Annotated in this window: 20 protein-coding genes and 1 tRNA gene; 1 reads left to right on the top strand and 20 read right to left on the bottom strand. The window is 42.7% G+C overall.

All coding sequences use genetic code 11. The features are described 5' to 3' along the window. Positions 1-36: 36 nt before the first annotated feature. The 9 genes from DWX61_RS03280 to DWX61_RS03240 all read right to left on the bottom strand — a co-directional run bounded on the left by DWX61_RS03280 (position 37) and on the right by DWX61_RS03240 (position 10,328). Positions 37-108: transfer RNA gene (locus tag DWX61_RS03280), tRNA-Arg, on the bottom strand. Between the two features lie 207 nt (positions 109-315). Continuing rightward, entirely contained in the window at positions 316-1,146 is an 831-nt protein-coding gene (locus DWX61_RS03275; RefSeq protein ID WP_118623774.1) for a hypothetical protein, read from the bottom strand. A 34-nt stretch (positions 1,147-1,180) separates the two neighbouring features. Beyond that, positions 1,181-2,245: a DUF6077 domain-containing protein gene (locus tag DWX61_RS03270; RefSeq protein WP_118623772.1), complete on the bottom strand. Its 1,065-nt coding sequence runs from the start codon at positions 2,243-2,245 to the stop codon at positions 1,181-1,183. Position 2,246: 1 nt separating this feature from the next. Next, entirely contained in the window at positions 2,247-4,541 is a 2,295-nt protein-coding gene (locus DWX61_RS03265) for a xanthine dehydrogenase family protein molybdopterin-binding subunit (protein ID WP_118623770.1), read from the bottom strand. Beyond that, complete coding sequence (locus DWX61_RS03260; protein ID WP_015524717.1) at positions 4,538-5,008, bottom strand: (2Fe-2S)-binding protein; 471 nt, start codon at positions 5,006-5,008, stop codon at positions 4,538-4,540. The genes DWX61_RS03265 and DWX61_RS03260 overlap by 4 nt, the downstream gene beginning before the upstream one ends. Beyond that, positions 5,005-5,817: an FAD binding domain-containing protein gene (locus tag DWX61_RS03255; protein ID WP_118623768.1), complete on the bottom strand. Its 813-nt coding sequence runs from the start codon at positions 5,815-5,817 to the stop codon at positions 5,005-5,007. The genes DWX61_RS03260 and DWX61_RS03255 overlap by 4 nt, the downstream gene beginning before the upstream one ends. Positions 5,818-5,938: 121 nt before the next feature. Beyond that, positions 5,939-7,615 (bottom strand): alpha-glucosidase, encoded by a 1,677-nt coding sequence (locus tag DWX61_RS03250; protein WP_118623766.1) that lies wholly within the window; start codon positions 7,613-7,615, stop codon positions 5,939-5,941. 11 nt (positions 7,616-7,626) lie between these two features. Then, complete coding sequence (locus DWX61_RS03245) at positions 7,627-8,262, bottom strand: GNAT family N-acetyltransferase (protein ID WP_118515873.1); 636 nt, start codon at positions 8,260-8,262, stop codon at positions 7,627-7,629. Positions 8,263-8,282: 20 nt separating this feature from the next. Further along, the gene (locus DWX61_RS03240; protein WP_286188050.1) at positions 8,283-10,328 is read right to left on the bottom strand and encodes a M28 family peptidase; all 2,046 of its coding nucleotides are present in this window, start codon (positions 10,326-10,328) and stop codon (positions 8,283-8,285) included. Between the two features lie 460 nt (positions 10,329-10,788). Here DWX61_RS03240 and DWX61_RS03235 point away from each other — a divergent pair, with 460 nt between their 5' ends. Continuing rightward, positions 10,789-11,376: a cytidylate kinase-like family protein gene (locus DWX61_RS03235; RefSeq protein ID WP_118515872.1), complete on the top strand. Its 588-nt coding sequence runs from the start codon at positions 10,789-10,791 to the stop codon at positions 11,374-11,376. Positions 11,377-11,725: 349 nt separating this feature from the next. Here the strand turns inward: DWX61_RS03235 and DWX61_RS03230 are convergent, their stop codons facing one another. From DWX61_RS03230 to DWX61_RS03180, 11 genes are all read right to left on the bottom strand, one after another. Continuing rightward, positions 11,726-12,832: a DUF362 domain-containing protein gene (locus tag DWX61_RS03230; protein ID WP_118623764.1), complete on the bottom strand. Its 1,107-nt coding sequence runs from the start codon at positions 12,830-12,832 to the stop codon at positions 11,726-11,728. A 177-nt stretch (positions 12,833-13,009) separates the two neighbouring features. Beyond that, positions 13,010-13,858, bottom strand: a complete 849-nt coding sequence (locus tag DWX61_RS03225; RefSeq protein WP_118623762.1) for an alpha/beta hydrolase — start codon at positions 13,856-13,858, stop codon at positions 13,010-13,012. Between the two features lie 16 nt (positions 13,859-13,874). Next, positions 13,875-14,477: a bifunctional phosphoserine phosphatase/homoserine phosphotransferase ThrH gene (gene thrH / locus DWX61_RS03220; protein ID WP_015524708.1), complete on the bottom strand. Its 603-nt coding sequence runs from the start codon at positions 14,475-14,477 to the stop codon at positions 13,875-13,877. Positions 14,478-14,612: 135 nt separating this feature from the next. Continuing rightward, positions 14,613-16,004, bottom strand: a complete 1,392-nt coding sequence (locus DWX61_RS03215) for an alanine/glycine:cation symporter family protein (RefSeq protein ID WP_110102164.1) — start codon at positions 16,002-16,004, stop codon at positions 14,613-14,615. A gap of 248 nt (positions 16,005-16,252) precedes the next feature. Next, positions 16,253-17,647, bottom strand: coding sequence for a magnesium transporter (mgtE, locus tag DWX61_RS03210; protein ID WP_118623760.1), 1,395 nt, complete (start codon positions 17,645-17,647; stop codon positions 16,253-16,255). 541 nt (positions 17,648-18,188) lie between these two features. Then, positions 18,189-21,536: a DEAD/DEAH box helicase family protein gene (locus tag DWX61_RS03205; RefSeq protein ID WP_118623758.1), complete on the bottom strand. Its 3,348-nt coding sequence runs from the start codon at positions 21,534-21,536 to the stop codon at positions 18,189-18,191. A gap of 28 nt (positions 21,537-21,564) precedes the next feature. Then, complete coding sequence (locus DWX61_RS03200; RefSeq protein ID WP_118623756.1) at positions 21,565-22,500, bottom strand: virulence RhuM family protein/type II toxin-antitoxin system death-on-curing family toxin; 936 nt, start codon at positions 22,498-22,500, stop codon at positions 21,565-21,567. 140 nt (positions 22,501-22,640) lie between these two features. After that, complete coding sequence (locus DWX61_RS03195; RefSeq protein WP_118623754.1) at positions 22,641-23,720, bottom strand: restriction endonuclease subunit S; 1,080 nt, start codon at positions 23,718-23,720, stop codon at positions 22,641-22,643. 35 nt (positions 23,721-23,755) lie between these two features. Then, positions 23,756-24,724, bottom strand: coding sequence for a site-specific tyrosine recombinase/integron integrase (gene xerA, locus DWX61_RS03190; RefSeq protein ID WP_118623752.1), 969 nt, complete (start codon positions 24,722-24,724; stop codon positions 23,756-23,758). A gap of 48 nt (positions 24,725-24,772) precedes the next feature. Continuing rightward, on the bottom strand, positions 24,773-25,234 hold the full coding sequence (locus tag DWX61_RS03185) for a hypothetical protein (RefSeq protein WP_118623750.1): 462 nt from the start codon (positions 25,232-25,234) through the stop codon (positions 24,773-24,775). Further along, positions 25,235-25,693, bottom strand: a complete 459-nt coding sequence (locus DWX61_RS03180; protein ID WP_118064813.1) for a DUF3990 domain-containing protein — start codon at positions 25,691-25,693, stop codon at positions 25,235-25,237. It lies immediately after the preceding gene. Position 25,694 lies beyond the last annotated feature (1 nt).

Here is a 25,694-nt window from a genome sequence, read left to right as displayed (position 1 = left end):
ACAACACGCCGGAACAATTCCCACTGTTCCGGGTAACACACCTGAAGGGAATCGAACCCCCGCACATGGTACCGGAAACCACTGCTCTATCCACTGAGCTACAGGTGCATAATGAAAAACATAACTTCTAAATTCAGGTATGAAATTATCAAAGTAGGTTTACACTGTTTATGATTTTAACACAAATCCATGAAATTGTAAAGATTTTTTTAAACAGTACATATTCATCACACATTTTATGGTTGCTGTTCACTCCGTTCTCAGTATCATTTTACGCACTTTAGTCATTTTCCCAGGCCAGAAGGGTGAACACATTCACCCTTCAAACCTGTATACCACATATTTTTCTGTCTGCGCAACAGGGGTACATCCTGCCTGACGGATATAGTCATGATTTGTAAGATTTACCGGAAGAACGAGATAATCGGTTTCCGTTCTTTTCAATACCTGCCGGAACTTATCGATTCCTACATCCATCTGATAACTTATCACATCCATGATCACTTTCTGGATCTGGTAGGCCTTGCTGTTTTCGTAGTTTCCTACCACAGTACTTCCTGCACGATACAGGGTAAAATTACGATCCAGAACAAGGATCAGTGAAGGATCATACTGTCTTGCCACCAGATTCAGCTCATTGTCAAAAACAACCTTGGGTTGTTCTTTATCGCAGTCCTGATGGATCACATCGCATACTGAACGCAGCTCATTCGGGACTTTATAGATATTTTCCGCCATCACATAATCTTTTGCAATGCCGGGCACAGGTTTCCCCGTAGTGACGATCACTGCCGCAAGGATCAGCGCTGTTACAACTTTCAGCCATCGAAACCTTACCGCTTCCACGATCCGTACAACATAATAGGCAGCACCCGGGATCACCGGAAGGATCCAGATAAAACGATAATATTCACTTTCAAAATGCACCTTTGGTATCACATATTTTACAAGAACCGGATTATATACCGTAAGTGCCAGAAAGACCAGATAATACAGGAACACTCTGGATTCTTTTCTCCTGCGGTAAAAAATATCCCAGAGTACACCTGCCAGAAAAAATACAGGCAGCAGACAGCCGCTCCAGTAATTCTCCATACAGATCTGCACAAAACGCAATCCCAGTTCTTCAATTGTTACTCCCGCCATTTTCTTCTCCTATCCATGGTATCTTCCCAGTTTCCTATGATGCCGGAAATGCGATCCATCCAAGCTTTGCCGAAAAATAAACCAGGGCATACAAGAATCCCGGCAGCATACAAAGCGCATAGGGAATTGCGTAGGAAAGCTTTTTCTTCAGCACCATCACCGGAAGGATCGCCGTACTGACTACTGCCGGATAAATAAGGGAGGATCCTGAAAACGTCAGCGCACTGACGGCCGCAATGAAAAGCAGCACCCAGCTTTCTTTATTTCTGCCATCTTTGTTGAGCCAGAGACGTATACTTACCAGAAGCGCCGCCGGAATGGAAATATTTGCCAGCAGGGCCTTCCCTTCATAAACCCGCATAAACGCAAAGGTTCCTGTTGTATAGATAGAAAAAGAAAACAATTGCATCAGGCACACAAAAAGAACCATCAGGTCTGCTTTTTTTTCATCTCCACGAAAAAGGCTTTTTCCGATCTGGTAGATCAGAAGATTGATCATCAGCATGTTGATCACAGACATCACGACCTTGGACTGAACGATCGGGTGGATGCCCAGAAGGACACACCACACCGCATTGTTCATCGGATATGCAGAAAGATCATAGCGGAGATTAAAATTTCTCTGGATCACACCGGTAAGCGGACTGTATCGGGCAAGAGTGTCTGTATACACAGAAGTGCTTACTGCACCAATATAATGTGTTGCATCTGCAGTAACGTCCTGATATGCAGCCACCAGAAAACACTGCAGGATCACTGCCGCAGCTACCAAAAGCAGCAGCAGTGAATGTTTCCGAAATGTTTCTCCTATCCGGTCCAGCTGTCCCTTCCAAAGTTTATGCGCGAACAGACATGCAGCCAGTACACAAGCTGCCATGATCGCCATCCACAGATACGAAAAGGCACTCAGTTTTACCCATTTCAGTGTCATAGGAACTGCAAGTATCTCAAAAACCGCAAAATACAGAAGATATCCCAGGACCAGTTCCATGGTTATTTCCGCCTTAATTTTCAGTATCCGTGTCAGCAGACTTCCTGCACAGAAAAATACCAGCAGCTCCAGGATCAGTCCGGCAATTGCCAGTATCAGCTCCTGCATTTCACACCTTCTCTCCGGTTTCTCTGGCAAGGATTCCCATTGCAACCTTCTCCGGAGTGATCGGAAGTTCTCGGACACGTACACCTGTTGCATTATAAACTGCATTGGCAATAGCCGGACATGGTGTATCGATCACAAGCTCACCAATGGATTTTGCACCGAAAGGACCTGTCTTCTCGTAGCTGCTCTCAAACTCGATCCGCACCTTCGGAATATCCATACGATTGGGGATCTTATACTGCATAAAAGAATTATTACGGATCTTTCCCTTATCTGTATACTGCACATCCTCATACAGAACCATTCCGATTCCCTGACCAATACCGCCTTCTGCCTGTACTCTGGCAAGATTTGGATTGATCGGGGTTCCACAGTCGATCACGCCCACATAGTCAATGACATCGATCTGTCCGGTCTCTTTATCGACCTCCACTTCAGCGGCACCTACCATAAACGGTGGCGGAGAGATCGGAGAAGAATATTCTTTTACAACCTGAAGCTCACTGCAGACTCCACAGGTCGCTTTTCCTGCGATCTGCTGCAGCGTTACCTCTTTTCCGTCTTCTGTGCATACTTTTTCTCCGTCAAAATCAGAATCCTCAGCTGATACTCCAAGCATCTGTGCGCCAAAAGCGTGGATTCTCTTTCTGAGTTCTCCGCAGGCCTGGATCACGGCATTTCCGGTAGCGTAGGTTGTGGAAGATGCATAAGAACCGGAATCATAAGGAGAAATATCTGTATCCACACTGAATACCACGATATTTTTCATATCTGTATCCAGACAGTCTGCTGCCATCTGAGCAAGAATGGTATCACAGCCGGTTCCCATATCAGAACATCCAAGTGCCAGGGTATAGGAACCATCCTCATTTAATTTAATGTCTGCTCCGCCGACATCGATCCCTGCAATAGATGAGCCCTGCATGGCCATAGCAATGCCGACACCCCGTACTTTACCGTTACCCATATCACGGAACGGATATTTCTCATCCCATCCGATCATTTCCTTTGCACGGGCAAGACATTTATCCATGGTACAGCTGCCATTGACCGGTACATCCGGATATCCCGGAAGTGCCTCTCCCTCCATAGGCATGTTCAGCTCACGGAATTTTACCGGATCCATCCCCATCTTATGAGCCAGCTCATCTGCTGCGGACTCCACAGCAAAAATACCCTGTGTGGCACCATAGCCACGATAAGCGCCAGCTGCCTGCATATTGGTGTAAACAACATCATAAGCAAAACGGTAAGCTTCCGTATGACGATACAGCGCAATGGATTTGTGGCCTGAAAGTCCTACGGTTGTAGGCCCATGCTCTCCATAGGCACCGGTGTTGGAAAGAGTATAAAGATCGATTGCCTTTACAATACCGCTTTCGTCTGCACCCATACGGATATGGACTTCCATCTCATGACGCGGAGAAGACGCGATCATGGATTCCTTTCTGGAAAAAACGATTTTGGACGGACGCCCGGTAACCCATGTTACCAATGCCGGGAAAACCTCACTGACAGAAGACTGTTTTGCACCAAAGCCCCCGCCGATACGCGGCTTGATCACACGAACTTTGGAAGAAGGAATGTTCAGCGCGTTTCCTACGATCCTTCGGATATGAAACGGGATCTGGGTGGAAGAAACCACCGTCAGTCTCTGAAAATGGTCCATATAACAGTAGGTGCGGAAGGTCTCCATCATGGTCTGCTGATTTGCCTTTGTGTGGTAAACCTGGTCTACTGTATACGCACATTTCTCCAGCATAGCATCCACATCACCCACTTCTTCTACATTGGAGGAACAGAGATTACGCTTATTATCTCCGCCGGCCGGGATCGGCATATACCAGTCATCCTCCGGGTGCACCAGAATGGGATTATCCTTGGCTGTGTGGATATCCAGAACTGCTTCCTCCACACGATATTTTACCTTAATGCGTTTCAGGGCTTTATCTACTGCCTCTTCTGTCTCACCAGCTACGATGGCAACCGGATCACCTACAAAACGCACATGCTTATCTATGATATAACGATCCCATGGACTGATCTCAGGCGCTGTCTGTCCGGCCAGAGTAAATCTTTTGTGAGAAACATCCTCATAGGTCAGAACACAGGCAATCCCCTCGATCTTCTTTGCCGCATCTGTCTTGATTTCTTCCACCCAGGCATTTGCATGAGGACTTCTTAAGATCTTGACGATCAGGCAGTCAGAAGGTGCAAGATCATCGGTATAGACCGGTTTTCCGGTTACCAGCGACATTGCATCTGTTTTTGGCACTGGCTTGTTTACGTATTTCATTTTCCTTCCTCCTGTCCTTTTTTATAGTCAAGAAATTTCAGGATACTTCTGGTCTGTCCCACAAATCCCGAGCAACGGCACAGATTTCCGGAAAGATACTCCAGGATATCCTCTTCTGTGGGATCTTCCAGTTCCTTTAACATGGCAAATACATTCATGATAAATCCCGGATTGCAGAAACCGCACTGCTCTGCTCCCTCATTTGCCATAAAAGCTCCGAATTCCTTTGCTTCCTCCTGCATTCCCTCCAGAGTCACGATCCGTTTCCCGTCTGCGCGGGCAGCCAGCATGGAGCAGGACAGTACCGGACGTTCATCCATCAGCACAGTACAGAGACCACAGTTTGCAGTCTCACAGCCACGTTTTACGCTGTAACAGCTGTTTTTCCGCAGGAAATCCAGAAGCAGTTCATCCGGACGTACCTCTGCCTGCCGTTTTACACCATTCAGCCAGAAAGTGATATTCATTCTGCTCTCCCTCCGATCTCTTCCCAGGCTCTTCTCGTGAGGACTTTCACAAGAAGACTCCTGTATTCTTTTGAAGCACGCATGTTCTTGTCTGTAGGAACATGTTCCGCTGCATATGCAGCAAAAGAAGCTGCTGCATCCTTTTTCTGCTGTACATTCATCTGTACAAAATCTTTTAAAATTCCCTCTTCATCTTCCACGATCATTGCTTTTCCGGGTCTGGCCCCAATGACAGTTCTTGCTTTTCCGTCAATAAGAGCGGCCGCACAGGTGAGCACAGGAAAATCTGTGGAATTGTTCCGCTGACTTAAGTACACACTGTTCAGCGGCTGTTTTTTTACAATGATATTTACCAGGATATCGTTATCCTTTTCCATGGATGCAAACTGTGCCAGCGGAATGGTTCCGCCATTATACAGCTCCACCCAGGTATCCAGTGCCAGAAACATGGTCAGTACATCGGAAAACCCGAATCTTCCGAAAATACTTCCGCCCACTGTGGCACAGTTTCGAAACTGCACACCCACAATGTGCCGTACACTTTCCCGGATAGCACCGTTTGTATAGGCATTCAGCTCTTTATGGGTTTCCAGCGCATGAAGTGGTGTCATGCAGCCGATCACAAATGCTTCTTCTGTTTCTGTAATAGTATCCAGCCCAAGACCTGACAGATCAATGGCTGTCATGATGTTCCGGTTTCCCATTTTCAGCCAGACCATACCGCCCAGCACACAGGCTGTTCTTTTCTGGTTCAGTTCATATGCCTGTTCAAGGCTTTCTGCCTTTACATAATTCTTTATCTTCAGCATACTTTATTCCCTTCTGAATTCTCATTCTCTTTCTTTACGGCTGTTTTTTCAGCCGAACATTTATTTTAACAGACTGTCAGCTAAATAGCTATTGTTTTTTCTCTGCTGTTCTGACGCCGCATTAGTCAGCTGTCTCCAGAACGATAAACTGATACGGTTTCAAAACAATCTCCTTTTCTGTGATCTCCACAGCTTTCTGATTATTCAGAAGCACCTTTTTCACTTCTCCCGGCAAAGATACCTTCTGTGACTGTGCCTGCATATTTCCCAGGATCAGAAGATTTTTCTCACCGTTTCTTGTATATGCGATCAGATTCTTCTGTTCTTCCTGATATGGAGCGAATGTTCCGTATACAAGCGTTTCTTTATATTCCGGAGCTTTTCTCAGTGCAGTCAGCTTTTTGTAGAAAGAAAGGAGGGAGTCACTGTCCGTTAACTGGGACTCTATATTGATCTCCTTATAATTCGGATTAACCCCAAGCCACGGCTCTCCTTTTGAAAATCCCGCATTTTTCTCTGCGCTCCACTGTACCGGAGTTCTGGCATTGTCTCTGGAAAATGCGGAAGCAGCATCAAGCGCTTCTTTTTCACTGCATCCGGCACGGAGCGCTACCTGGTATTCATCGATGGTACTGATGTCATCGATCTGGTCCATAGAAGTAAACTCCATATTTTCCATACCGATCTCCTGCCCCTGATAAATAAACGGAATTCCCTTCAGCAGGAAATAAACACCTGCCAGGAGCTTCCTTGAATCCGGACAGCGGTCTTCCGGAGAAATATAGTGACAGACACCTCTTGGCTCATCATGATTCTCAATAATGTTGGAGATCATACCAGTATCCCCGATCCTTTTCTGAGTATGGAAAATACACTTCTTGTACTCTTCCGGAGTCAGGTACGGTTTGGATGCATACCAGCCATCCTCGCTCTTTCCGTAACAGGTTTCCTCAAAATCAAACATGGATGAAAAGTATCCGTTTTCTCCGATAAAATCTTTGATCTCATCTTCCTTCTCATTGAATACCTCTCCTACAGTAAAAGCATCATAGGGATGAAAGCACTTCTCAGCCATCTCTCCCAGGAATTCTCCAATCCCCTCTGCCTCCTCCAGCATCCTCTCGATGCTGCAGAGCCCGTCTGCACGATCGGCAGGATAATCAGAAAATGGAAGCTTCTTCTTGATATTGATAATGGCATCAATACGGAATCCTCCAAGCCCCTTTTCCATCCACCAGCGGATGTTTTTGTAGACTTCCTCTCTTACTTCAGGATTCTCCCAGTTGAGATCCGGCTGCTTTTTGTGGAATACATGGAGATACTGTTTATCCGGATGTCCCGGAAGCTCTTCCCATACCGGGCCACCGAAATAGCTTCTCCAGTTGCAGGGAGCCTTGTCATCCTTTTTGTCCCGGATATAAAAGAAATTTCCATACTTTCCGTCCGGATCCTTAATGGCCTCCTGAAACCACTCATGCTCATCGGAGCAGTGATTCACCACCAGATCCATAAGGATGTACATTTCTCTTTTTTTTGCTTCTGCGATCAGACGATCCATATCCTCCATGGTCCCAAACCTCGGATCAATAGCATAATAATCTGCAATGTCATATCCCTGGTCTGCAAGCGGAGATTTATAAATCGGGGAAAGCCAGAGGATATCTGCTCCCAGTTCCTTCAGATAATCAAGCTTGCTGATGATTCCCGGGATGTCTCCGATCCCGTCTCCGTTAGAATCATAAAAGCTCTTGGGGTATATCTGATATACCACCTTGTCATGCCACCATTTTCGTTGCATCCTAATTCCTCCTATGCCTGTTTGATCATGCAGTACTGCTTCAGATCAAATCCTTTTTTCTGTACAATGCCATATAATTTAAATCCGAATTTCTCATACATGGAAACATTTGCCGGATTATGGGTTTCCAGAGAGATCATCAGCTTATGCCTGTCCGCATAATCAATCACCTCATCCATCAGTTTTTCAGCAAGACCGTGATGCTGCATCTTCGGCGCCACTGCCAGATAGATCACATGAAGCCTTTCTGCTGTATGAAGCTGGGAAGTCCAGCTGGAATTCAGATAGTCTTTTCCCTGGATGAATTTCCGCAGGGTCGCAAGACTTGGATCCTCTTTGATCAGATAGCCATCTGTTTTCAGAAGGGCAAAAAAATCCACCATCAGATTATGTAAGGCTGCTTCATGCTCCGTTCCGTCGGATACTACCAGGATACTGTTCAGCTCACTGCTGTCTGCATAGATCTCGCAGGTCTCAAAAAACTCCGTAAGATCACAGGTAAAAAGCTCCGGCATCAGCCGTTCTCTGGTATCCCTGTCCGGGATCAGTGCATGATACAGAGGATCCTCCGAAAAACATACAGTCAATATCCGGATCAGCTTGTCCAGATCTTCTTCTTTCACTCGGTATAAATTCTGGCTTTCCATTCTTTCCTCCAGGTATGGTTTTATTCTGTTCTTTTTTCAAACATATCACTGACCTCACAGATCAGATTCCTGAGTTTTTCCACTGCACGGATCAGATATTCAATATCATCCTCATAATAATGCTTCTGTCTTTCCCAGGCTTCCCTCAGGGTCTGCTTTTCCGCCTCCAGGCTGTCACCCGGCTTCTTTTCCTTCAGCCTTTCCACAAGATCATAAAGGTTCTCATGGTGGATGATCCTGCCCTTTCCCCACATCAGGCGATCCGGGGACTGCTTCAGGATATATTCTGTAAAATGATAAAAGACTTCCCGCTCAAACTGAAAGGCATAACAGTTGTTGTCAATACTGTAAAAGGCCTCCAGCGCAGGTGCGATCTCTCCCTTTTCCAGATATCCCATAGCTTTCTTCAGTGCATAAAGATTGTTCTGCACTGCCTGCTGCGGAAAGATCACATTATCATCCCAGTCCAGACGTACCAGATAATCCTGAGATTTCCGGAATACACCGAGAAGCTTTTCGGTAATGGCATCGGCTTTTTTCCAGTCACGTTTTTCTTCCGGAAGGCTGTTGAAGCGCCGTACCTGCTCTGCAAGGATGGCAGCCGTTTTTTTTGCCTCTTCTGTTTTTTTCAGAAGGAGTGTACTGTCGACGCCAGTCTGCATACACAGATCCATATCCAGGGTCTTAATACTTTGGTCCAATACCCGCCCGAAATCCATTGGCGGCAGAGCAAGGCTGTCAATAGCCAGAAGAAGTTTCAGATAAAATTCATGATGGAATCTGTATACCTCTTCCTCATAAACATCCTGGTTATCATACTGGGAATGATAATAATTTTCCATAAACGGGCCACCGCTGAAATCATTGACCATGGACGGGATCCCGGAAATAGCCATGGTAAAATCATCAGACCAGGTTTCAATGGGATACAACGTGGTCATGCCCTCCGGATAAATCCCCTCCGGCATCTGCACAGTATCCACGAAGCTGCGCACAAAATCCGCATACTCATAGGTACACCGTACTGCATCTCTGGTACTGTGTGCATGAGCCGGAAGCTCAAAATTCAAATCTGCGATCACGCGACCCTGCCACTCCGGTCTTGCCTCAAACACCTGGCGGTAAGCACCTGTGGACCAGTCATATTTTGTGTCGGAAATCCCCCATTCTTCTGCTGCAAGAGCACATACCACAATAGTATGGCGAGGTTTGTAGCCACCACGGATCAGCGCCCTGGCAATTCCAATGATCATGGCCACTGCCGCATTATCGTCCTGAAATCCTTCAAAATAGGAATCATAGTGAGCGCTTAACAGGATCATGGAATCCGAATCAGTTCCCGGGATTTTGCCAACGATATTGTAGGTATACTGGTCTTTGATCACCTCTGTGTCCGCATCAAATTCCACGGAAAGCTCCGGAACACGATTCCCATTCTCATTTTTCTCTTCCATTAACCGGCGGATCATAAGAAAATCTGCCCGTGACATGGAAAATGCAGGCGCACAGGAAGGTCCTGCGATATCCTGTGCATTCAGAGCCGTATCATCGATCTGTGCGTATCCCCTGCTCTGTACGGCGATCAAAGCCGCTGCACCCTTCAGGTGTGCCTGATACACCGGGTAGTTGATCCACCATTCTTCTCTCTGATTGATCTCAATAAGAACCAGCTTTCCTTTCACATCAATATTCTTATATTCGTCGGCTGTACCTTTTCCAAGATATACAAGATCAAACTTCTGAAAGCCATTGGTCTTAAAATCTGTCTGATATGCGCCAAGCTGGATCTCCCGGCAGGTTCCCTCTCTGTCATGGCAGCGCATCACCGCTTTCTTAAATTCCCATGCATCCACACGGATCTTATCTTTTTCTACCTGTGTGAGACCGGCTTTTTTCATTTCTTCCAAAAGCATATCTCCGGTTTTTCGCTCTGCCAGGGAGCCTGCTGTACGGTATCCCAGAACCGGATTTGTTTTTTCCTGTTCCATGCGCCTGGCCAGATCATAAGATTCTTTTATATTCAGGCATGAAACACATTTCTCCACGATGTTCAAATTTACTGTCATCCCTTTCTCGGCAGTGTCCCGGTCATCAGTTCTGTCAATCCGGCAGGGACATGCCTTTAACTGCTATAAATTATACATTATCAATGTGCGGATTTCCAGATAAAAAAACGCGATTTGTTCAGGCAGGAAAAATCCTTCTCACAAATCACGTTTTTATAATATCTTATCAACCGGAATACCGAAGCGCATCAATAGGCTTCCTGCGCCGATCGCCTTTCGGATACCGATCTCTCTTCTGTGAAAACACGGTGAAAAAGGTATGATATTTTTCATATGTAAATACGGATAATTAATCATATTTTCTGTCTGTTACCGTCGTTTTTGTATATATTAAATATTATTTTAAGTATTATATATTATTTTCTGGTATTTTTTACTGAAATATGTTATAAAAGAAGTAAGAAAAACTACCGGAAATCAGATATTCCTGCTTCCGGTCCGAGATAAAGGAGGTATCTTTATGGAAAAACGTATTATCACCATCAATCGTATGTTTGGAAGCAACGGACGCCTTATCGGCAAGACTCTGGCTGAAAACCTGGACATCGGTTTTTATGATAAAGAACTGATCGACATGGCTGCCAAGAAAAACAATATCCCCTTCGACACCCTGGCAAAGGTAGACGAGAAAAAGGCCAGTCAGTGGGTATTTCCCGTTGACAGCGAGCTGCAGTTTACAGATAATTTCTCCTTTGTACCAATGAATGATGTTCTCTATGATCTTCAGAGAAAGATCATTCTTTCCCTTCCGCAGAGAGAGGACTGCGTAATCGTCGGCCGCTGTGCGACCAATATCCTGAAGGATAAATCACTTAAAATTTTTATCCATGCTCCTTTTGAGGAAAGAGTTCAGAATGTGATACGCCGTACCGGCAGAGAAGAAGCCAGCGCACGGAAGCTGGTCAAAAAAATGGATAAAGAGAGAAAGGCTTACTATGAATACTTTACAGACAGCAAATGGCTGGATATGACACAGTATGATCTCTGTATTGACAGCAGCCGGTTTTCTATGGAGCAGATTGTTGAGATTGTAAAGAGATGTCTTTAGGATTCTTTTTTTCTGAAAAATGTTTTTACGCTTTGGAAGCGTAAGTGAAACCGCAGGGGAGGGGAAGCACTCGTAGTTGCGAAAGGCCGTTTCCCCTCCCCTGCACCCCTTCCCTCTGGCCCCGCTATGAACCGTACGTTTTGGTTATGTTACGTTGTTGACAGGGTGATGGATTCTGCGTTTGTTTAAAACGACAGGCTGTGCCGATCTCATCGGCATAACACCTTTCAACAAGAAGACGTATTCTTCCCACACCTCCAACGGCGGACGCTCAACTCATCAAAACGTAAGGATAGGACACCACGCGTCCGCTTCCACCTCTCCGGCTGAAACGTCAGCCGGAGGACTGTCACTTCCCCGGCGTCCGTTCGCCAATGTACCCTTTCAAAAACTCATATATATCCCTCTCCAGCGGCGGACACCCTTCCACATAATTCTGAAACTTACAGGTACAGTGTCCCACACCAAGCACGCCCGTCTTACCACGATACCCCTGCCCGATGCAGATTTTTTCATCCAGCTTCTCAAAAAGCCCCTCTTCCTTCAGCATCTCCAATGCCGGGATCAGATACCCGTAGCAGGCACTGCAGGATTCCACTTCCTCCACGGCATCCGCAAGTTCCACAACCTTTCTGGATACCGGCATCCTCTGATCCGCACCATCCTCCAGAAATCTGACATCTGCCTTTGAAATATCTGAGCAGCCCACCCCAAGCTCACCTGCCAGCTTCACATAGGGAACCTCAGCTACCTCATAATGCATCATCTGACACACATACGCGTCCACGAGAACCGGATCACAGGCAGCCATTACACGGTTCATCACGACAGGATTTCCGCCATCTTCAAAATCCAGATCCCCGCAGATATTATCCACAACAATAAAGTCCTGCTGTATCCCCATATTCAGATGAGCAATGGGTTTATGAAGCCCCAGAGAATGAAAACGTCTCTTTTCCTTATTTGGGATCAACCCCTTCATATTCTTAAGGGCACAAGTGATCTTTGTCTGACAATGGCCTTTCAGAACCGGCACATTAATCAGAAAATCAAGCTCCTTTACCCGCTCACAGACATTCAGCTCCATGCCGCCACAGTCCACAGAAACACCTTTATCCTTCTGCATATCCCAGAACGGCACCTGATACTCTTCCTCAAGTCTGTCAAAGCCACAGGTCTCAAAGGCCTCCCTTGTCTTATCTCCTACCCAGGATCCCTCCAGCATCACCATATCCCGGAAGCCATGCTCCTTCAGATACTCGATAATTCCTGCAACCACTTCCGGATGAGTCGTTGCACCCCAGGAAGCCTCTGAAGGAGAAACCAGATTCGGCTTGATTCCGATCTTTTTCTTTCTGTCCCCGATATGGGACTGAAGATCCGCTTTTTCCAGAAGCTCCTTTGTCATTCTTTTATATTCCGTGCCATTGGTAATAAAAATCTGATTTTTATCCATAATTATCAAAATTCCTTTCTTTCTGAAATGTGAATACTGATCTATAGCAAAGCTTTTTTCATCAGACAGGCCAGACAAAACAGCCGACAAATACAGCAGTCATCACAATTATAAAAAATACCCTCTCTACCGGTTTCCCGGTAAAAAGGATATTTTATCCGACATAGCAGTCTCGTATTATCTTTCAATCTTTGCTCCATTCCACCATGGGAATTCACGGTTCAGCCATTTTCCTGCAAGCTCACTCCATGGTTCACAGGCTCTTGCGATCCCTCTGCCGTTTTCGTTGGCAGTCAGCTCATTTGCCAAGCCGATTCCATGGGGACCCTGCGGAAAAACGTGATACTCCACTGGAATGCCCTTTTTATAGAGTGCCTGAACAAAGAGAAGTGTATTATCCAGCAGCACCGTCTGATCCTCAAAGGTATGCCAGATAAAGGTTCTGGGTGTATCTTCCGTAACCTGAAATTCCAGAGACATCTGATCTTTCAGCTCCTCATAACGATCTCCCAGAAGATTTCGAAAGCTTTCTTCATGGCCAGCTTTCCCTGAAGTGATCACCGGATAATTCAGGATCATGCCATTGGGACGGATCCGCTCGTTTTCCATTCCCGTGATCCCGGCAAGCTCCTCAGTATTCCAGAACACTCCCAGAGAAGCTGCCAGATGGCCTCCTGCCGAAAAGCCGGATACAATGATCTTGTTCTTTTCAATATGCCACTTATCGCTGTTCTCTCTGAGAAGAGCTACTGTTTTTGCCAGCTGACGTAGAGCCACCGGATATCTGGCAGGCGCCACACTGTAACGAAGTACCACTGCGTGATAGCCCATTCCCATAAACCGGACAGCAATGGCTTCTGCTTCTCTGTCTGAAGTCATGCAATAAGCTCCGCCCGGACAGATCACTATGACCGGACGCTTCTGTCCCGGATAGAGTTCTTCCGATTCCTGCCAGAAATAAGTTTCTATCCATGCCTCATTATAATCCTTTGTTTTCTCTTCGATCACAATTCTTTCGTTGACCATTCCGGTTTTCCCCTCTTCATTTCATCGCTTCTCTGATCGCTGCAAGAAGTTCATCGTATTCTTCGTAAGCAGGAATTTCCGGATGATCTGCACGGATCTGCTCTGTACTGCGGAAAAGGAAGCCTGCTTTGCTTGCCTGGATCATTCCGAGATCATTGTAGGAATCCCCGCTTGCGATAGTCTCAAATCCCATGGACTGCAGTGCTTTCACAGTTGTCAGCTTGGATTTCTCACAGCGCATCTTAAAGCCTGTGATCTCTCCATTCTCTGCTACTTCCAGGGAATTACAGAAAAGTGTCGGTCGTCCAAGCTTCTCCATCAGTGGAGTTGCAAACTGTGTAAAGGTATCACTAATCAGTATCACCTGGGAAAAAGATCTCAGCTCATCCAGAAATTCTTTTGCTCCCGGAAGGGGATCGATCTTTGCAATAGTCTCCTGGATCTCTTTCAGTCCCAGACCATGCTCCTTCAAAATTCCAAGTCTCCAGTTCATCAGTTTATCATAATCCGGCTCATCACGGGTTGTTCTCTTAAGCTCTGGGATTCCGCTTGCCTCTGCAAATGCGATCCAGATCTCCGGTACCAGTACACCTTCTACGTCCAGACATGTAATATACATCTTTCATATCCTCCTCTTGATCCAACTTACCGTTGATATTTCACAGAGTCTGACTTCTTCCGGCTGTCAGAACTCTTTATTCTTTTAGCGCTTTACCCTGATATTATCATATGCTCTCAAGGTCTGTAAACCGTTTTATTTTTTCTTCTTTTCCGATTCATAGATTTTCAGCTCTTTCAGTGCTTTTTCCCCAAGAGGATACAGCATGAAAATATTAAAGATCGTCATCAGGCCAATTCCTACATCTCCCAGATCCCATACAAATGTGTAAGCCGCGATCCCACCGATAAACAGCATCACCAGTGCCAGCACCTTATATCCTGTCTGTGAGCCCCAGTTATCACCGAAAAGATAGGACACATTGCCTCTTGCATAAAACAGGATTCCCAGGAATGTGGAAAAGCTGAACATAAACAGTGTTGCAGCAATAAAGATCACTCCAAACTGTCCCATATGATAATGCATGGCAGTCTGAAGAAGTTCCATTCCGGAAAGTCCCTGTACCAGATTTTCCGGTGCCAGAAGCATGATCATGGCTGTACAGCTGCAGATCACGATCGTATCCACAAATACACCCAGGGCCTGGACAAATCCGGCTTTTACCGGACTGTCACATTCTGCTGCCGCTGCTGCACAGGGAGCGGAGCCGCTTCCCGCTTCATTGGAAAAAAGACCTCTTTTTACTCCGTTCATCAGCACGACGCCAAATCCGCCGGCAGCAGCCTGACGAAATCCGAAAGCTTCTTCAAAAATCCGTTTAAATACTCCTGGCATACTTCCGAGATTTGTAAATATAATAAACAGTGTGATCACAAAATAAAGCACTGCCATCACCGGCACCAGAATATCCAGAACTTTAACCGTTGCATTCTTCCGAAGCACGATCACAGCTGCGATCACTACCAGCACGATGGTAGTATACAGCGGCGGAATATCAAAAGCATTTTTGAAAGACGCCGTGACGGAATTGCTGATAACCTGACTGATCCCACACCAGCAAATCAGGCCGGAAATGGCAAACAGAACGGAAAGCAGAACCTTTTTTCGTTTTCTGCCCTGTTTTTCTTCCCAGTAGCGATGGATATAGTATGCAGGACCGCCCCTGTAGCCACCATAAAGAGGATCCTTTTCTTTATAGAGCTGTGCCAGGGTCGCTTCGATAAAAGCAGTGGAGGAACCGATCAGCGCCGTGATCCACATCCAGAATACCGCTCCTGCACCTCCTGCTGAGATTGCAGCTACCACACCGACCAGGTTTCCCATTCCCACACGGGTAGCTGTAGATACGATCAGCGTCTGAAATGCTGAAAGATTTTTTTTGTCACTTTTCTTTTCTGACAGGGCTCGCACCATATCCGGAAAAAGACGGATCGGCAGAAGCTTTGTCCGGATGGTAAAATAAATACCAGTCGGAATCAGAAGCAGGATCAGAAGTGAGATTCCCAGCGTACTTCCTCCCGGAAGCGGGATCCTTATCAGATCTCCCCACAGAAATGAATAGACCTTTTCGATCATTGTTACTATCATGTTACTGTTTCCTTTCCCCAATCACCCCATGTGATCGTTTTGTTCTCTTTTTCTGCCCGTTGTTTGTATTTATTTCTGCAACGTTTTAAACGGGCAAAGCGTATCTTTTATTATAGTAGCTTTCTGTTCGTATGTAAAGAAAAATCCCGAATCTTTCGATCCGGAATTTTTTTATATTGGTAACTTTTCTGTTATTCGACAGATTTCTGATATCTGTCTCTTTTTATGAGCATAGCTGCATTTTACTCTCAGCCAGTCAGGTGGAACATCTCAATCAGGAATATCCAGCTCATTCCATAGTATGTTATCACGGCTACAAGGTCATTTACCGTAGTGATCAGAGGACCTGAGGCTACTGCCGGGTCCACACCAACCTTTTTGAAAAACAGCGGTATGCAGGTTCCCACTGCACTGGATACCAGCATGGCCACCAGCAGGGATAATCCGATACAGCCGGATACCGCATAGGCAAATACGAGTGTTTTTCCTTTGAATAAGAAAATATACAATCCGATCAGTACAAAAGACAGAATACCGAGCAGACCACCGTTGCAGAGACCGATCCGCATTTCTTTCAGCACAAGCTCTGCTTTCTGTCTTCCCGTCAGCGTCTCATCCATCAGTACACGGATGGTTACAGCCAGGGACTGGGTTCCAACATTTCCTGCCATATCCAGGATCAGAGACTGGAAGCACATGATGATCGGCAGACAGGTAACTACTTTTTCAAACATTCCCACAACAGAAGATACCAGCATACCAAGGCCCAGAAGAACGATCAGCCAGGGCATTCTTTTTTTCATGCTTTCAAAAAGAGGTTCTTTCAGATCTTCCTCTGCAGTCAGACCGGCCAGCTTTGCATAATCCTCTCCCATCTCATCATCTACCAGATCGATGATCCCTGCGGATGTGATCACTCCAAGGAAACGATTGTCATCGTCCAGCACAGGAATGGAATCTTCGGAATAATCCTTCAGTCGTTCCATACAGTCGTCGATCTGCTCAGTACCATACACATATGGATAGGAAGTTACGATCAGCTCTTCCATAGGGTGGTCCTGTCTTGCTGTGATCAGATCCTTCAGATCCAGGGCTCCATAAAACTCCCCTCTGTCCGTCACTGCAAAGATCGTAGAAATATTATCATTATCTGCCGCCTGAGAAACCAGCTCACTCATGGCCTGCTTTACGGTCAGGTTTTCACGGATCACAATGCAGTTCGTTGTCATTCTGCTTCCGATCTCATCCTCATCAAAGGAGCGGATCATTTCAATATCTTTCCGCACCTGTTCATCCAGAAGCTGGATCAGAAGCTTGCGTTTTTCTTTATCGATCTGCTTTAAAACATCTGCCAGGGCATCGGTTTCCATTTTGGAAAGAATGGCTGCCGCTTTTTTAACATCCATCTCCTCCAGATATTTTACGGTTTCTTCTTCCTCCAGATATTCAAAAACATCTGCCAGCATACTGCTTTCCAGGATACGGTACAGTCTGCTGCGCTCCGCAGTGCTTAATTCTCTTAATACTTCCGCCAGATCGTTTTCGTGGAAATCCTGCAGCCTTTCACTTAAAACTGCCGGAGAAACACTGCTTCGGATCAGACTCAGAATATCTTTTGAAAAATCCTGATTTCTTTTTGTCATTTTCTCATCCTCCTCACATAGTATCGCACAAAATACGCACACCAAAAACAGACATGTTAAAGCATGTCTACGTGCTGTTTGATTTTTGATTGTGTTTCCTTGGGATTTGAGTATAAAGCGAAATGAATTTATACATGATCGCTTTATTGTAAGATTCTCAGAATGAGAAGAATGAAAAAAATATGTATTATAATCCTGCTGCAATTATAATGTAATAACACCGTACAGGTTCTGCTGACATCGTTACATCCTGTCATACATATCCTTCCGATATGCAGATATACTATTCTCACAGATATTCTGTATACTTAAAACAGAATGGAACAGTCTCATCCTTCTCTGTTCTTTCCATCTTTCACTCTGAGAGCTACAACTTCGCCCATGAGAATCACAACTGTCCATTCTGTTCACCTGCCTTTTTTCTTAAAATATTCTATCAACCCGGCCATTATAACGTTCCCGGCCGGGTTTTGTCAACCGGATTTATGGTTAAATTTATTGTAAATCCGGGTAAAATTTTTCCACTTTACAGAGGTGGAGTTTATGCTGCTGCATTTCCGTTGATCGTATCAATGACTTTTTTTATTCCAAGCCAAACACTCATATCTGTAAAGATTTCTGAAATACTCCCACGATCTGTAAACGGAGATTCCAATAAAACAGAAAGATCCTTCATCATTCCATTATGAACAATATACTCAATGATCTGATTTACAAAATAAATCTGCCTGCTGTCCAGACTTACATCCTCAAGATACTTTGAAAAAGCTTCCTTGGCTGCATTCATATCAAGACCTACCATTTCTCTGATAAATTCTCCCAATGGCTTTCTGCCAAATTCTGCTTCATAATCCTCTTTTGTACCAAGCTCGCTCCAGAGAATTTTTTCCAGTTCATCTACATCTTTTTCTGTAAGTGGCTGATTCTTTTTCAACTTTGATATCACATGGTCATCCTGATGCTGCCGGACATAATATTCTACCCGTACCTTATAGTTTTTCAGATCATCGTTTTCCAATTCTGCTTCTTTCCATTCCGTTGAAAGAATTTCGTCTGTAAAATTGGTCATATATTTATTCCTGCTCTTATCCGGAATATACTTCATAAGATCTCTAAGATTTTCCCTGATATTTTCAAATTCATTGATTCCTGCATTTTCCATATAATCTGTATGCAAAATCTGATCGATCAGCCCTGCTTGTGCCTGAATCTCCGGTATATTTGCCACACCGGCAATTCCGGAAACCTTTTTTAAAAGATCTTTTCGTGCACTTGTATATTTCTTTCCAATCAGAGATGCAAGTTCTATTCCATACATAAGTGCATCAAAACGTACTGCTGTTACTTCATCACTTTCAGGCAAAATCAAGGGTGCAACTTCTTCCCGTACAAGTAAAGTATCTTCATAAGTAAGCATCTGATAGTTCGACTCTTCTGAATATAATTCTACATATTTCAAATGTTGGCGAACTGTAAAACTATCTCTTGGGAGCTCTTTTACTTTTTCAGTCATGTGCTTTACAAGCGCAGTCCTGTACGCAGTTAATTTATCTGTCTGATATTTAATATCCTGAAGCTTGTACGAAATCTCAAACTGAAGATTAAAAACCGCACTTTGCAACGCCATCAGATTTGCGCTTGCTTTTCCCTTATTCATTCGGAAAAACTCAAAATTCCCACAGAAATCAAAAATGTAAAACTTTTTCTTATCTTCCCCATCCAGCAATCCCGGGCATAGTCTTGTTCCTCGTCCGATCATCTGCCAGAATTTTGCTTTACTCATGACTTTCTTAAAGAATACAAGATTAAGAACTTCAGGTACATCAATTCCAGTATCTAACATATCTACAGAAATTGCGATCTGCGGTAGTTTTTTCGGATCTGAAAACTCATCAATTGCACTCTGTGCATATTTCATTCTGTTATCGATCACCATGGCATAATTCTTTAAATGCGGATATTCCTTATTAAAAATCTCAAGGATTTTTTCCGCATGATCATGATTTTTCGCAAAAATAATTGTTTTTCCAATCTTCTGTCCATATTCAATTTTAATTCCATCTCTCATCAGGACATGAAGAACTTTTTTAATTGTATCTTCGTTAAAAATCCAGGTATTCAATGCAGCCGAATTTATCGCTTCCGGAAGCTTTCCATTTTCGTCTTCAAAAGTATTTTCATAGATTTCTTTATCTGCTTCTGAAAGTTCATCATATACAATTCCCTGATCAATAAATTTCACCCTGGATTCCACCGAAAGATAATCAACCAGATATCCATCCTTAACCGCCTGCGCCAGATCATATCCATAAGTGGGATCTCCGTTTGCCAGTTCAAATACTTCATATGTATTTTTGTCAATCTCATCTTTCGGTGTTGCGGTAAGTCCTACAAGCAGTGCATCAAAATATGTAAAAATATCTTTATATTTATTATAAATGGATCTGTGCGCTTCATCACAAATGATCAGATCAAAATGACCACTGGTAAAAACTTTTCCTTCTTTGTCATTTATCGTATCAATACAGTTTATCATGGTCTGATATGTGGAGAAAACACATCGCGACATATAATTATTCTTTTCTTCAACCAGATTTGTACAGGAAAAATCCTGCATCCAGTTTACAAAACTTCTTTTCGCCTGTGTTACCAGTGAATTTCTGTCCGCCAGAAAAAGGATATTCTTTACCCAGCCCGCATCAACCAGTACCTTGCACAAAGCCATTACTGTTCTGGTTTTTCCGGAACCTGTGGCCATAACCAGCAGTGCTTTTCTCCGATTCTTTTCATCAAAACTCTGGCATACTGCTTTTATCGCGGCTTCCTGATAATAGCGTCCTGCAATTTTTTTATCTACAGAAATATCCTGCAGGCTTGTCCGCATATTCAAAAGATTAAACCATTTCTCCAGATCCCGTTTGGAATAAATAACCGAACATTTTCTTTCCGGATATTGTCCGTCTATGATCCGGGTTTCAAAACCATTGGTAAGGAAAATTACCGGGCGTCGTTCATATTTCTTTTCCAGCAGATCTGCGTAAAGTTTCGCCTGCTGCCTGCCCTCGGCAACGTCTTTACAGGTACGTTTTGCTTCAATAATTGCCAGAGGTTTCCCTGTATCATCATAGAGAACATAATCAATACGTCCAATTCCTGATTTATTCGGCATTCCTGTCACGGGCATCTCATTTAACCAGTCTTTTCCCTGTGTCCATCCTGCATCAATGAGCATAGAATCTATGTAAAGTTTTCTGGTTTCATATTCAGACAGATCCAGAGGTTTCGGAACATATGTCTGCTGCTGTTTCTCATGACGTGCGGACAGTTCTTCCCTGAGGAAAGTATTTTCTGCCATTAGTTTTTGTAGATCCAGTTCCTGCTGGGCAGTTTTTTCCTGTTCTTTCAGAAGTGTTTCCTTTGTTGTTCTGGCTGTTTCCCTGGATGCCTTTGCCTTCTCAATTCTGTCATCAATAATCGACTTGTCAAATGGATGCTCCTGATACTGTTCTCCATAACAATATGCAACGTAATCTAAAAAAATTGACAGATTTTCAAGGCAGAGCATCGCTGCATCTCTGCCAGGTTTTTTATTGCTATGTGCCACACTGTTTCCACATCTGCGGATATAATCCATCCGTTTCCAAAGATCCGGTCCCACTAACTGTCTGAATTCTTCTATATTCATCAGAGTATGAAGATTATCCTGGTACGGAATCTGCAAACTGTTTTCCACAGAATACAACCATTTCACAGCAAATTCCATAGCCCGCCGGCTGTTAAGAATACTCGCATCCGGATCTGCTAATATAATTTTCTCTGCAGAGATGGCAACATTCGCAAATGCAGAGAATTTTGATTCATTTTTTAAGTAATCAAAGTTTGTTACCATTGTAAAACCTCCCTCTTTTACTTTCACTTTACATTGCCAATAAATTCATTACCAAATTAACCATAATATCTTTTTCTTTTGGATCTGACTCTGCAATCATCAACGTAATTGCTACTAATGCACCATCACTTATCCTTTTCTGTTCATCTTTGTAAAGTATATTATTGCGAGCTAAAAATTCCAAAAATAACGATGCAGCAATTCTCTTACATCCATCAGCATAAGGATGATCTTTTATCATAAAATACAAAAGATTAGCAGCTTTCTCTTCTAAAGAAGGATAAACCTCTCCTCCGAAAACATTTTGGTAAATTGCTGCAAGAATACCTTCAACTTTTCCCATTTCTTTTTCAACACCAAAGACATCCGAATGAAATGAATCTTCCATTGCATTCACCATATTTCTACAATCCTCGTATGTAATTCTGTATATAGCTTTATTTCCTGCAGGCTTTTTAATCGACTGATGATCATACTGATCTAATAACATCAAGGCATTTGTATATAAATCAACAGCTTTTAGCACCTCTGATTCATCTATTTCCAAAGTACATGCAAGCATTTTGGTTTGAATATTTACTGTTCTCTGTAAGGCTTCTAATCTTTTTTCATTGATTGCATAGCCTTGTAAGATATACTGTTTCAGAACATTATTTGCCCATTTTCTAAATTCCACACCTCGATTAGATTTGACTCTATAGCCTATAGAAATAATCATATCTAAATTATAATGTTCTACTTGGTACACCTTTCCATCTGAAGCAGTTGTCGCAAAATTTGCGACAACTGAATTATCCAGTTCTTCTTTTAATGCATTATTAATATGTTTACCAATTGTCTTTACGTCTCTTCCAAATAATTTAGCTAGCTGATTCCTATTAAGCCATACGGTATTATTTTTGACAGACACAGTTAATTTTATTTCCTTATCAGCAGTTTCAAATAAGATTATTTCATTTTGCATATTTAACCCCCTTCTAAAAATATACCATTGTAAATTTCATTCCCCTCGCAGTAAGCAATTTCTCTCATGTATCTTCAAAAACATTTCTTTTGCTTTATTTCACTTTCTCGATTGTATCGTGACATATATAATTCCATTTTCTATAAAAGCTGATTGATAAATTTTGATTTGTCGACCTGTTTAGCAAACTCGACAAAAGATTGTTGTTCTTCCAATGAAGGCAAAGGAATTTGTAAACTTCTGCACTGTTCAAGGCTTAAATTTTGTTGTCTGATTCCTACTGCTTGTCCAATAAAAGGTTCTAGGACTTTCGGTTGCATCAAAGCATGTAGTAAAAATCTAGGCAATATACGATCTTTTGCCCTAAATATTGCAATCGCCTGATTTATATTCCACTCATCAAATTCATCTGTAACAAGTGCAAATTTTCCCAATGGTGGTCCAACAATATTCATTAACACATCATTAGGATACACCTTTGATCGAGCCAACTTTCCATCATGCGTTTCTTTGGGTATATACTGAGGATTATTCTCAAATAGCATTTCCCCTGTAAAACTTAGATTATACACCTTCAAAAATGGAATCTTTCCATCATTATATTCTTCTGCAATTTCTCCTGTTGTAGGAGTTGTTCCCTTCGTTATAAAATCACATATTTCAGATGCTTTTACTATTTCATGATTTCCTTTTTCAAACATCTCGACAAATCGGGCTTTGATGAGATTATCCAATAACTGTAATTCTTGCTCACGAGCCTCTATAATGCTGGAAACTTTATTCAAATTAACAGCAATCTCTGCCTGCTTATCTAATGTTGGATATGGAATCAACGTCGCATCAAAATCTTTCTTTACGATATGTTTCATAGTTGCTCCATGTGTTTTCATTCCCATTTCGACTAATTTCCGACGAACAGCATATACAAAATAATTTTTGTCAATAGCTACTTTATCAAACACAACTTTAAAAATATGCTGATTTAATAAAGCTTTACCTTCGCTCCAAATATACACTCCTAAACTTGCAGACCAAGATATCAATATATCTCCGTCATTTATTTCCACTTTCTTTGGATACTCACCATTATAGAATCCTAAATCATGCGCATTACCAGTAAGATCCTGGATCCGAATAATTGGTAACCCTTCTTCACCTCTATCTTCTGGTTTGAAAGCATAACCATTAATATAAGTCGCAACATCTCCAAGCCTAATCATATTCTCATCCCTACAAACCCGAATTTGAATAAAATTCAGCTCATAAATTTCTGATGAGATGTTTTGACATTGTTTTGATTCACCATCGCATACTGCATCGTTGTATCAATTTGTGAATGTCCTAATATTTTTTGCACCTGTTCTATTGGCATTCCTTTATCTATTGCTCTGGTTGCCATGGTTCTTCGAAATTTATGGGGATGAATGCGTTCCAAATCAATTCGTCTTCCTAATTCCCTTAAACGAATTTCCACTCCGCTTATTTTTAGCCTGTCATGTGGTGCATCCAGGGTCACAAACAATGCAGAATTATTATCTTTTCGGTGATCAATATATTTTTTTAAATGCACCTTCGCTTTTGCATCAAAATATACACGCCGCTCTTTGTCTCCCTTTCCGTATACAATGCACTCACGCCCTTCTAAATCAATGTCATCAACATTCAGATTTACCAGTTCACCTACTCGTATTCCTGTAGAATATAGCAAATCTATAATTGCCAGATCCCTGATTTCTTTACAGTTATCCCTGAGTCGTTCAATCCCTTCATCTGTAATAATGCTTTTTACTACCGTTTTAGTTTTAATCTTATGAATCCGTTTCATAGGGCTTTTTAAAATATAATCTTCTTCCTCTAACCAGGAGAAAAAGCTGGAAATGTTTCTTCGAATGTTATCCACCGTAACATTTGAACATTTATTATTCTTCTGATATTCTGCCAGATATGTCCGTATTTCCTCTGTTGTGATCTTCCTTACAGATGTTTCAATATGGGATAGCAAATGTTCCACTGTAACTTTATAATATTGAATGGTTCTTTCTGAACAGCCTTCGATCCTCTTTGCATCCAAAAACATTCTAAGAAAATCTGTATTGGATATTTCCATTTTATCAGCTTCATTCTCTGCACATACTTTTAAGATTACTTCCTGAAGTTTTTTCATTTGTGTAATTGACAGATATTCTGACATTTCATTCAGTATTTTTACTATTTTTTCTTCCATGCTGGCATACTCCTTTCAAAATATACCAGCATCCTTCAACCATTTTGTTTATAGCATTTTGTTTTCTCGGTACGATTCAAATATATATGACGGATTTTCGTAATATACACTGCTGTTGTAGTCATCAATCTTTGCACTGATAAAAGAATTGTATACTTTTATTAAAGCTTCTATAATTCCAATACCTTCATCTGCTGCAACCATTTTTATCAGCCGCTTATATACTTTTCCAATATCCCAATGTGATGGAATGCTGTATTTACAATCACCCACATTGTCAAATTTTCCCTCTTGTATTCCTGCTTCTTCGATAAAATCATCACTGACTCTGTCAATGTTATCACAATGGTAGACATCTGCAAGGTCATAAATTTTATCAATCCTCTGCTTTCCAAGCTTATTTACAACATCTGCCCGTGTATTCTTTGTTTTCCGTGCAATGTAATCAATCAGGCTGCATGTGTAAAATAAATCATTATCTTTTTTGCTTTCACGTCCTTCTCCTGCCATTTATAGCACCTCACAATCTCTATACTTCAGGCATTTCAATGATTCTTTGGAACAAAATGCTATCTGATGAGTTGGATACTTGAACTTTGCCAGAACCCAGAACTGTTCTCTGGTAATCGTACCGTCCATGTAATCAGAAACAAAATTATAAATCTGATCGTCTGCCATTGCACCGATTACAATATCATATTCATGGTCTTTCCCACTTCGACATGCAATTATAAAATCCAACCATTCTTCTGTCATATCTTTGAATTCTTTTATTTTCAGATTCGATTTTAAACGCACATCATAGACAGATACAACCTTCGTATCATATCTCCTGGCCCATCTTTGAGCCTGTTCTTTTATAATCGTACAGTAAAAACCAGTTCCAAAATCTTTTGTATTACGACCTTTTCTGATTTCCGGTTTCTCTACAGCCTGATATCCACCATGATACACCGTCATTATCGCCATT

The sequence above is a fragment of the Ruminococcus sp. AF20-12LB genome (genome assembly GCF_003478985.1).
GTDB lineage: Bacteria > Bacillota > Clostridia > Lachnospirales > Lachnospiraceae > Blautia_A.
The sequence above is the reverse complement of the archived record's forward strand: the minus strand, read 5'-3'. Positions and strand labels throughout refer to the sequence as shown.

What these genes read in the sequence shown, in the direction of transcription:
- DWX61_RS03275 (WP_118623774.1), bottom strand. Translation starts at nt 1,146, where the DNA reads ATGGCGGGAGTAACAATTGAAGAACTGGGATTGCGTTTTGTGCAGATC.
- DWX61_RS03270 (WP_118623772.1), bottom strand. Translation starts at nt 2,245, where the DNA reads ATGCAGGAGCTGATACTGGCAATTGCCGGACTGATCCTGGAGCTGCTG.
- DWX61_RS03265 (WP_118623770.1), bottom strand. Translation starts at nt 4,541, where the DNA reads ATGAAATACGTAAACAAGCCAGTGCCAAAAACAGATGCAATGTCGCTG.
- DWX61_RS03260 (WP_015524717.1), bottom strand. Translation starts at nt 5,008, where the DNA reads ATGAATATCACTTTCTGGCTGAATGGTGTAAAACGGCAGGCAGAGGTA.
- DWX61_RS03255 (WP_118623768.1), bottom strand. Translation starts at nt 5,817, where the DNA reads ATGCTGAAGATAAAGAATTATGTAAAGGCAGAAAGCCTTGAACAGGCA.
- DWX61_RS03250 (WP_118623766.1), bottom strand. Translation starts at nt 7,615, where the DNA reads ATGCAACGAAAATGGTGGCATGACAAGGTGGTATATCAGATATACCCC.
- DWX61_RS03245 (WP_118515873.1), bottom strand. Translation starts at nt 8,262, where the DNA reads ATGGAAAGCCAGAATTTATACCGAGTGAAAGAAGAAGATCTGGACAAG.
- DWX61_RS03240 (WP_286188050.1), bottom strand. Translation starts at nt 10,328, where the DNA reads ATGACAGTAAATTTGAACATCGTGGAGAAATGTGTTTCATGCCTGAAT.
- DWX61_RS03235 (WP_118515872.1), top strand. Translation starts at nt 10,789, where the DNA reads ATGGAAAAACGTATTATCACCATCAATCGTATGTTTGGAAGCAACGGA.
- DWX61_RS03230 (WP_118623764.1), bottom strand. Translation starts at nt 12,832, where the DNA reads ATGGATAAAAATCAGATTTTTATTACCAATGGCACGGAATATAAAAGA.
- DWX61_RS03225 (WP_118623762.1), bottom strand. Translation starts at nt 13,858, where the DNA reads ATGGTCAACGAAAGAATTGTGATCGAAGAGAAAACAAAGGATTATAAT.
- thrH (WP_015524708.1), bottom strand. Translation starts at nt 14,477, where the DNA reads ATGTATATTACATGTCTGGACGTAGAAGGTGTACTGGTACCGGAGATC.
- DWX61_RS03215 (WP_110102164.1), bottom strand. Translation starts at nt 16,004, where the DNA reads ATGATAGTAACAATGATCGAAAAGGTCTATTCATTTCTGTGGGGAGAT.
- mgtE (WP_118623760.1), bottom strand. Translation starts at nt 17,647, where the DNA reads ATGACAAAAAGAAATCAGGATTTTTCAAAAGATATTCTGAGTCTGATC.
- DWX61_RS03205 (WP_118623758.1), bottom strand. Translation starts at nt 21,536, where the DNA reads ATGGTAACAAACTTTGATTACTTAAAAAATGAATCAAAATTCTCTGCA.
- DWX61_RS03200 (WP_118623756.1), bottom strand. Translation starts at nt 22,500, where the DNA reads ATGCAAAATGAAATAATCTTATTTGAAACTGCTGATAAGGAAATAAAA.
- DWX61_RS03195 (WP_118623754.1), bottom strand. Translation starts at nt 23,720, where the DNA reads ATGATTAGGCTTGGAGATGTTGCGACTTATATTAATGGTTATGCTTTC.
- xerA (WP_118623752.1), bottom strand. Translation starts at nt 24,724, where the DNA reads ATGGAAGAAAAAATAGTAAAAATACTGAATGAAATGTCAGAATATCTG.
- DWX61_RS03185 (WP_118623750.1), bottom strand. Translation starts at nt 25,234, where the DNA reads ATGGCAGGAGAAGGACGTGAAAGCAAAAAAGATAATGATTTATTTTAC.
- DWX61_RS03180 (WP_118064813.1), bottom strand. Translation starts at nt 25,693, where the DNA reads ATGGCGATAATGACGGTGTATCATGGTGGATATCAGGCTGTAGAGAAA.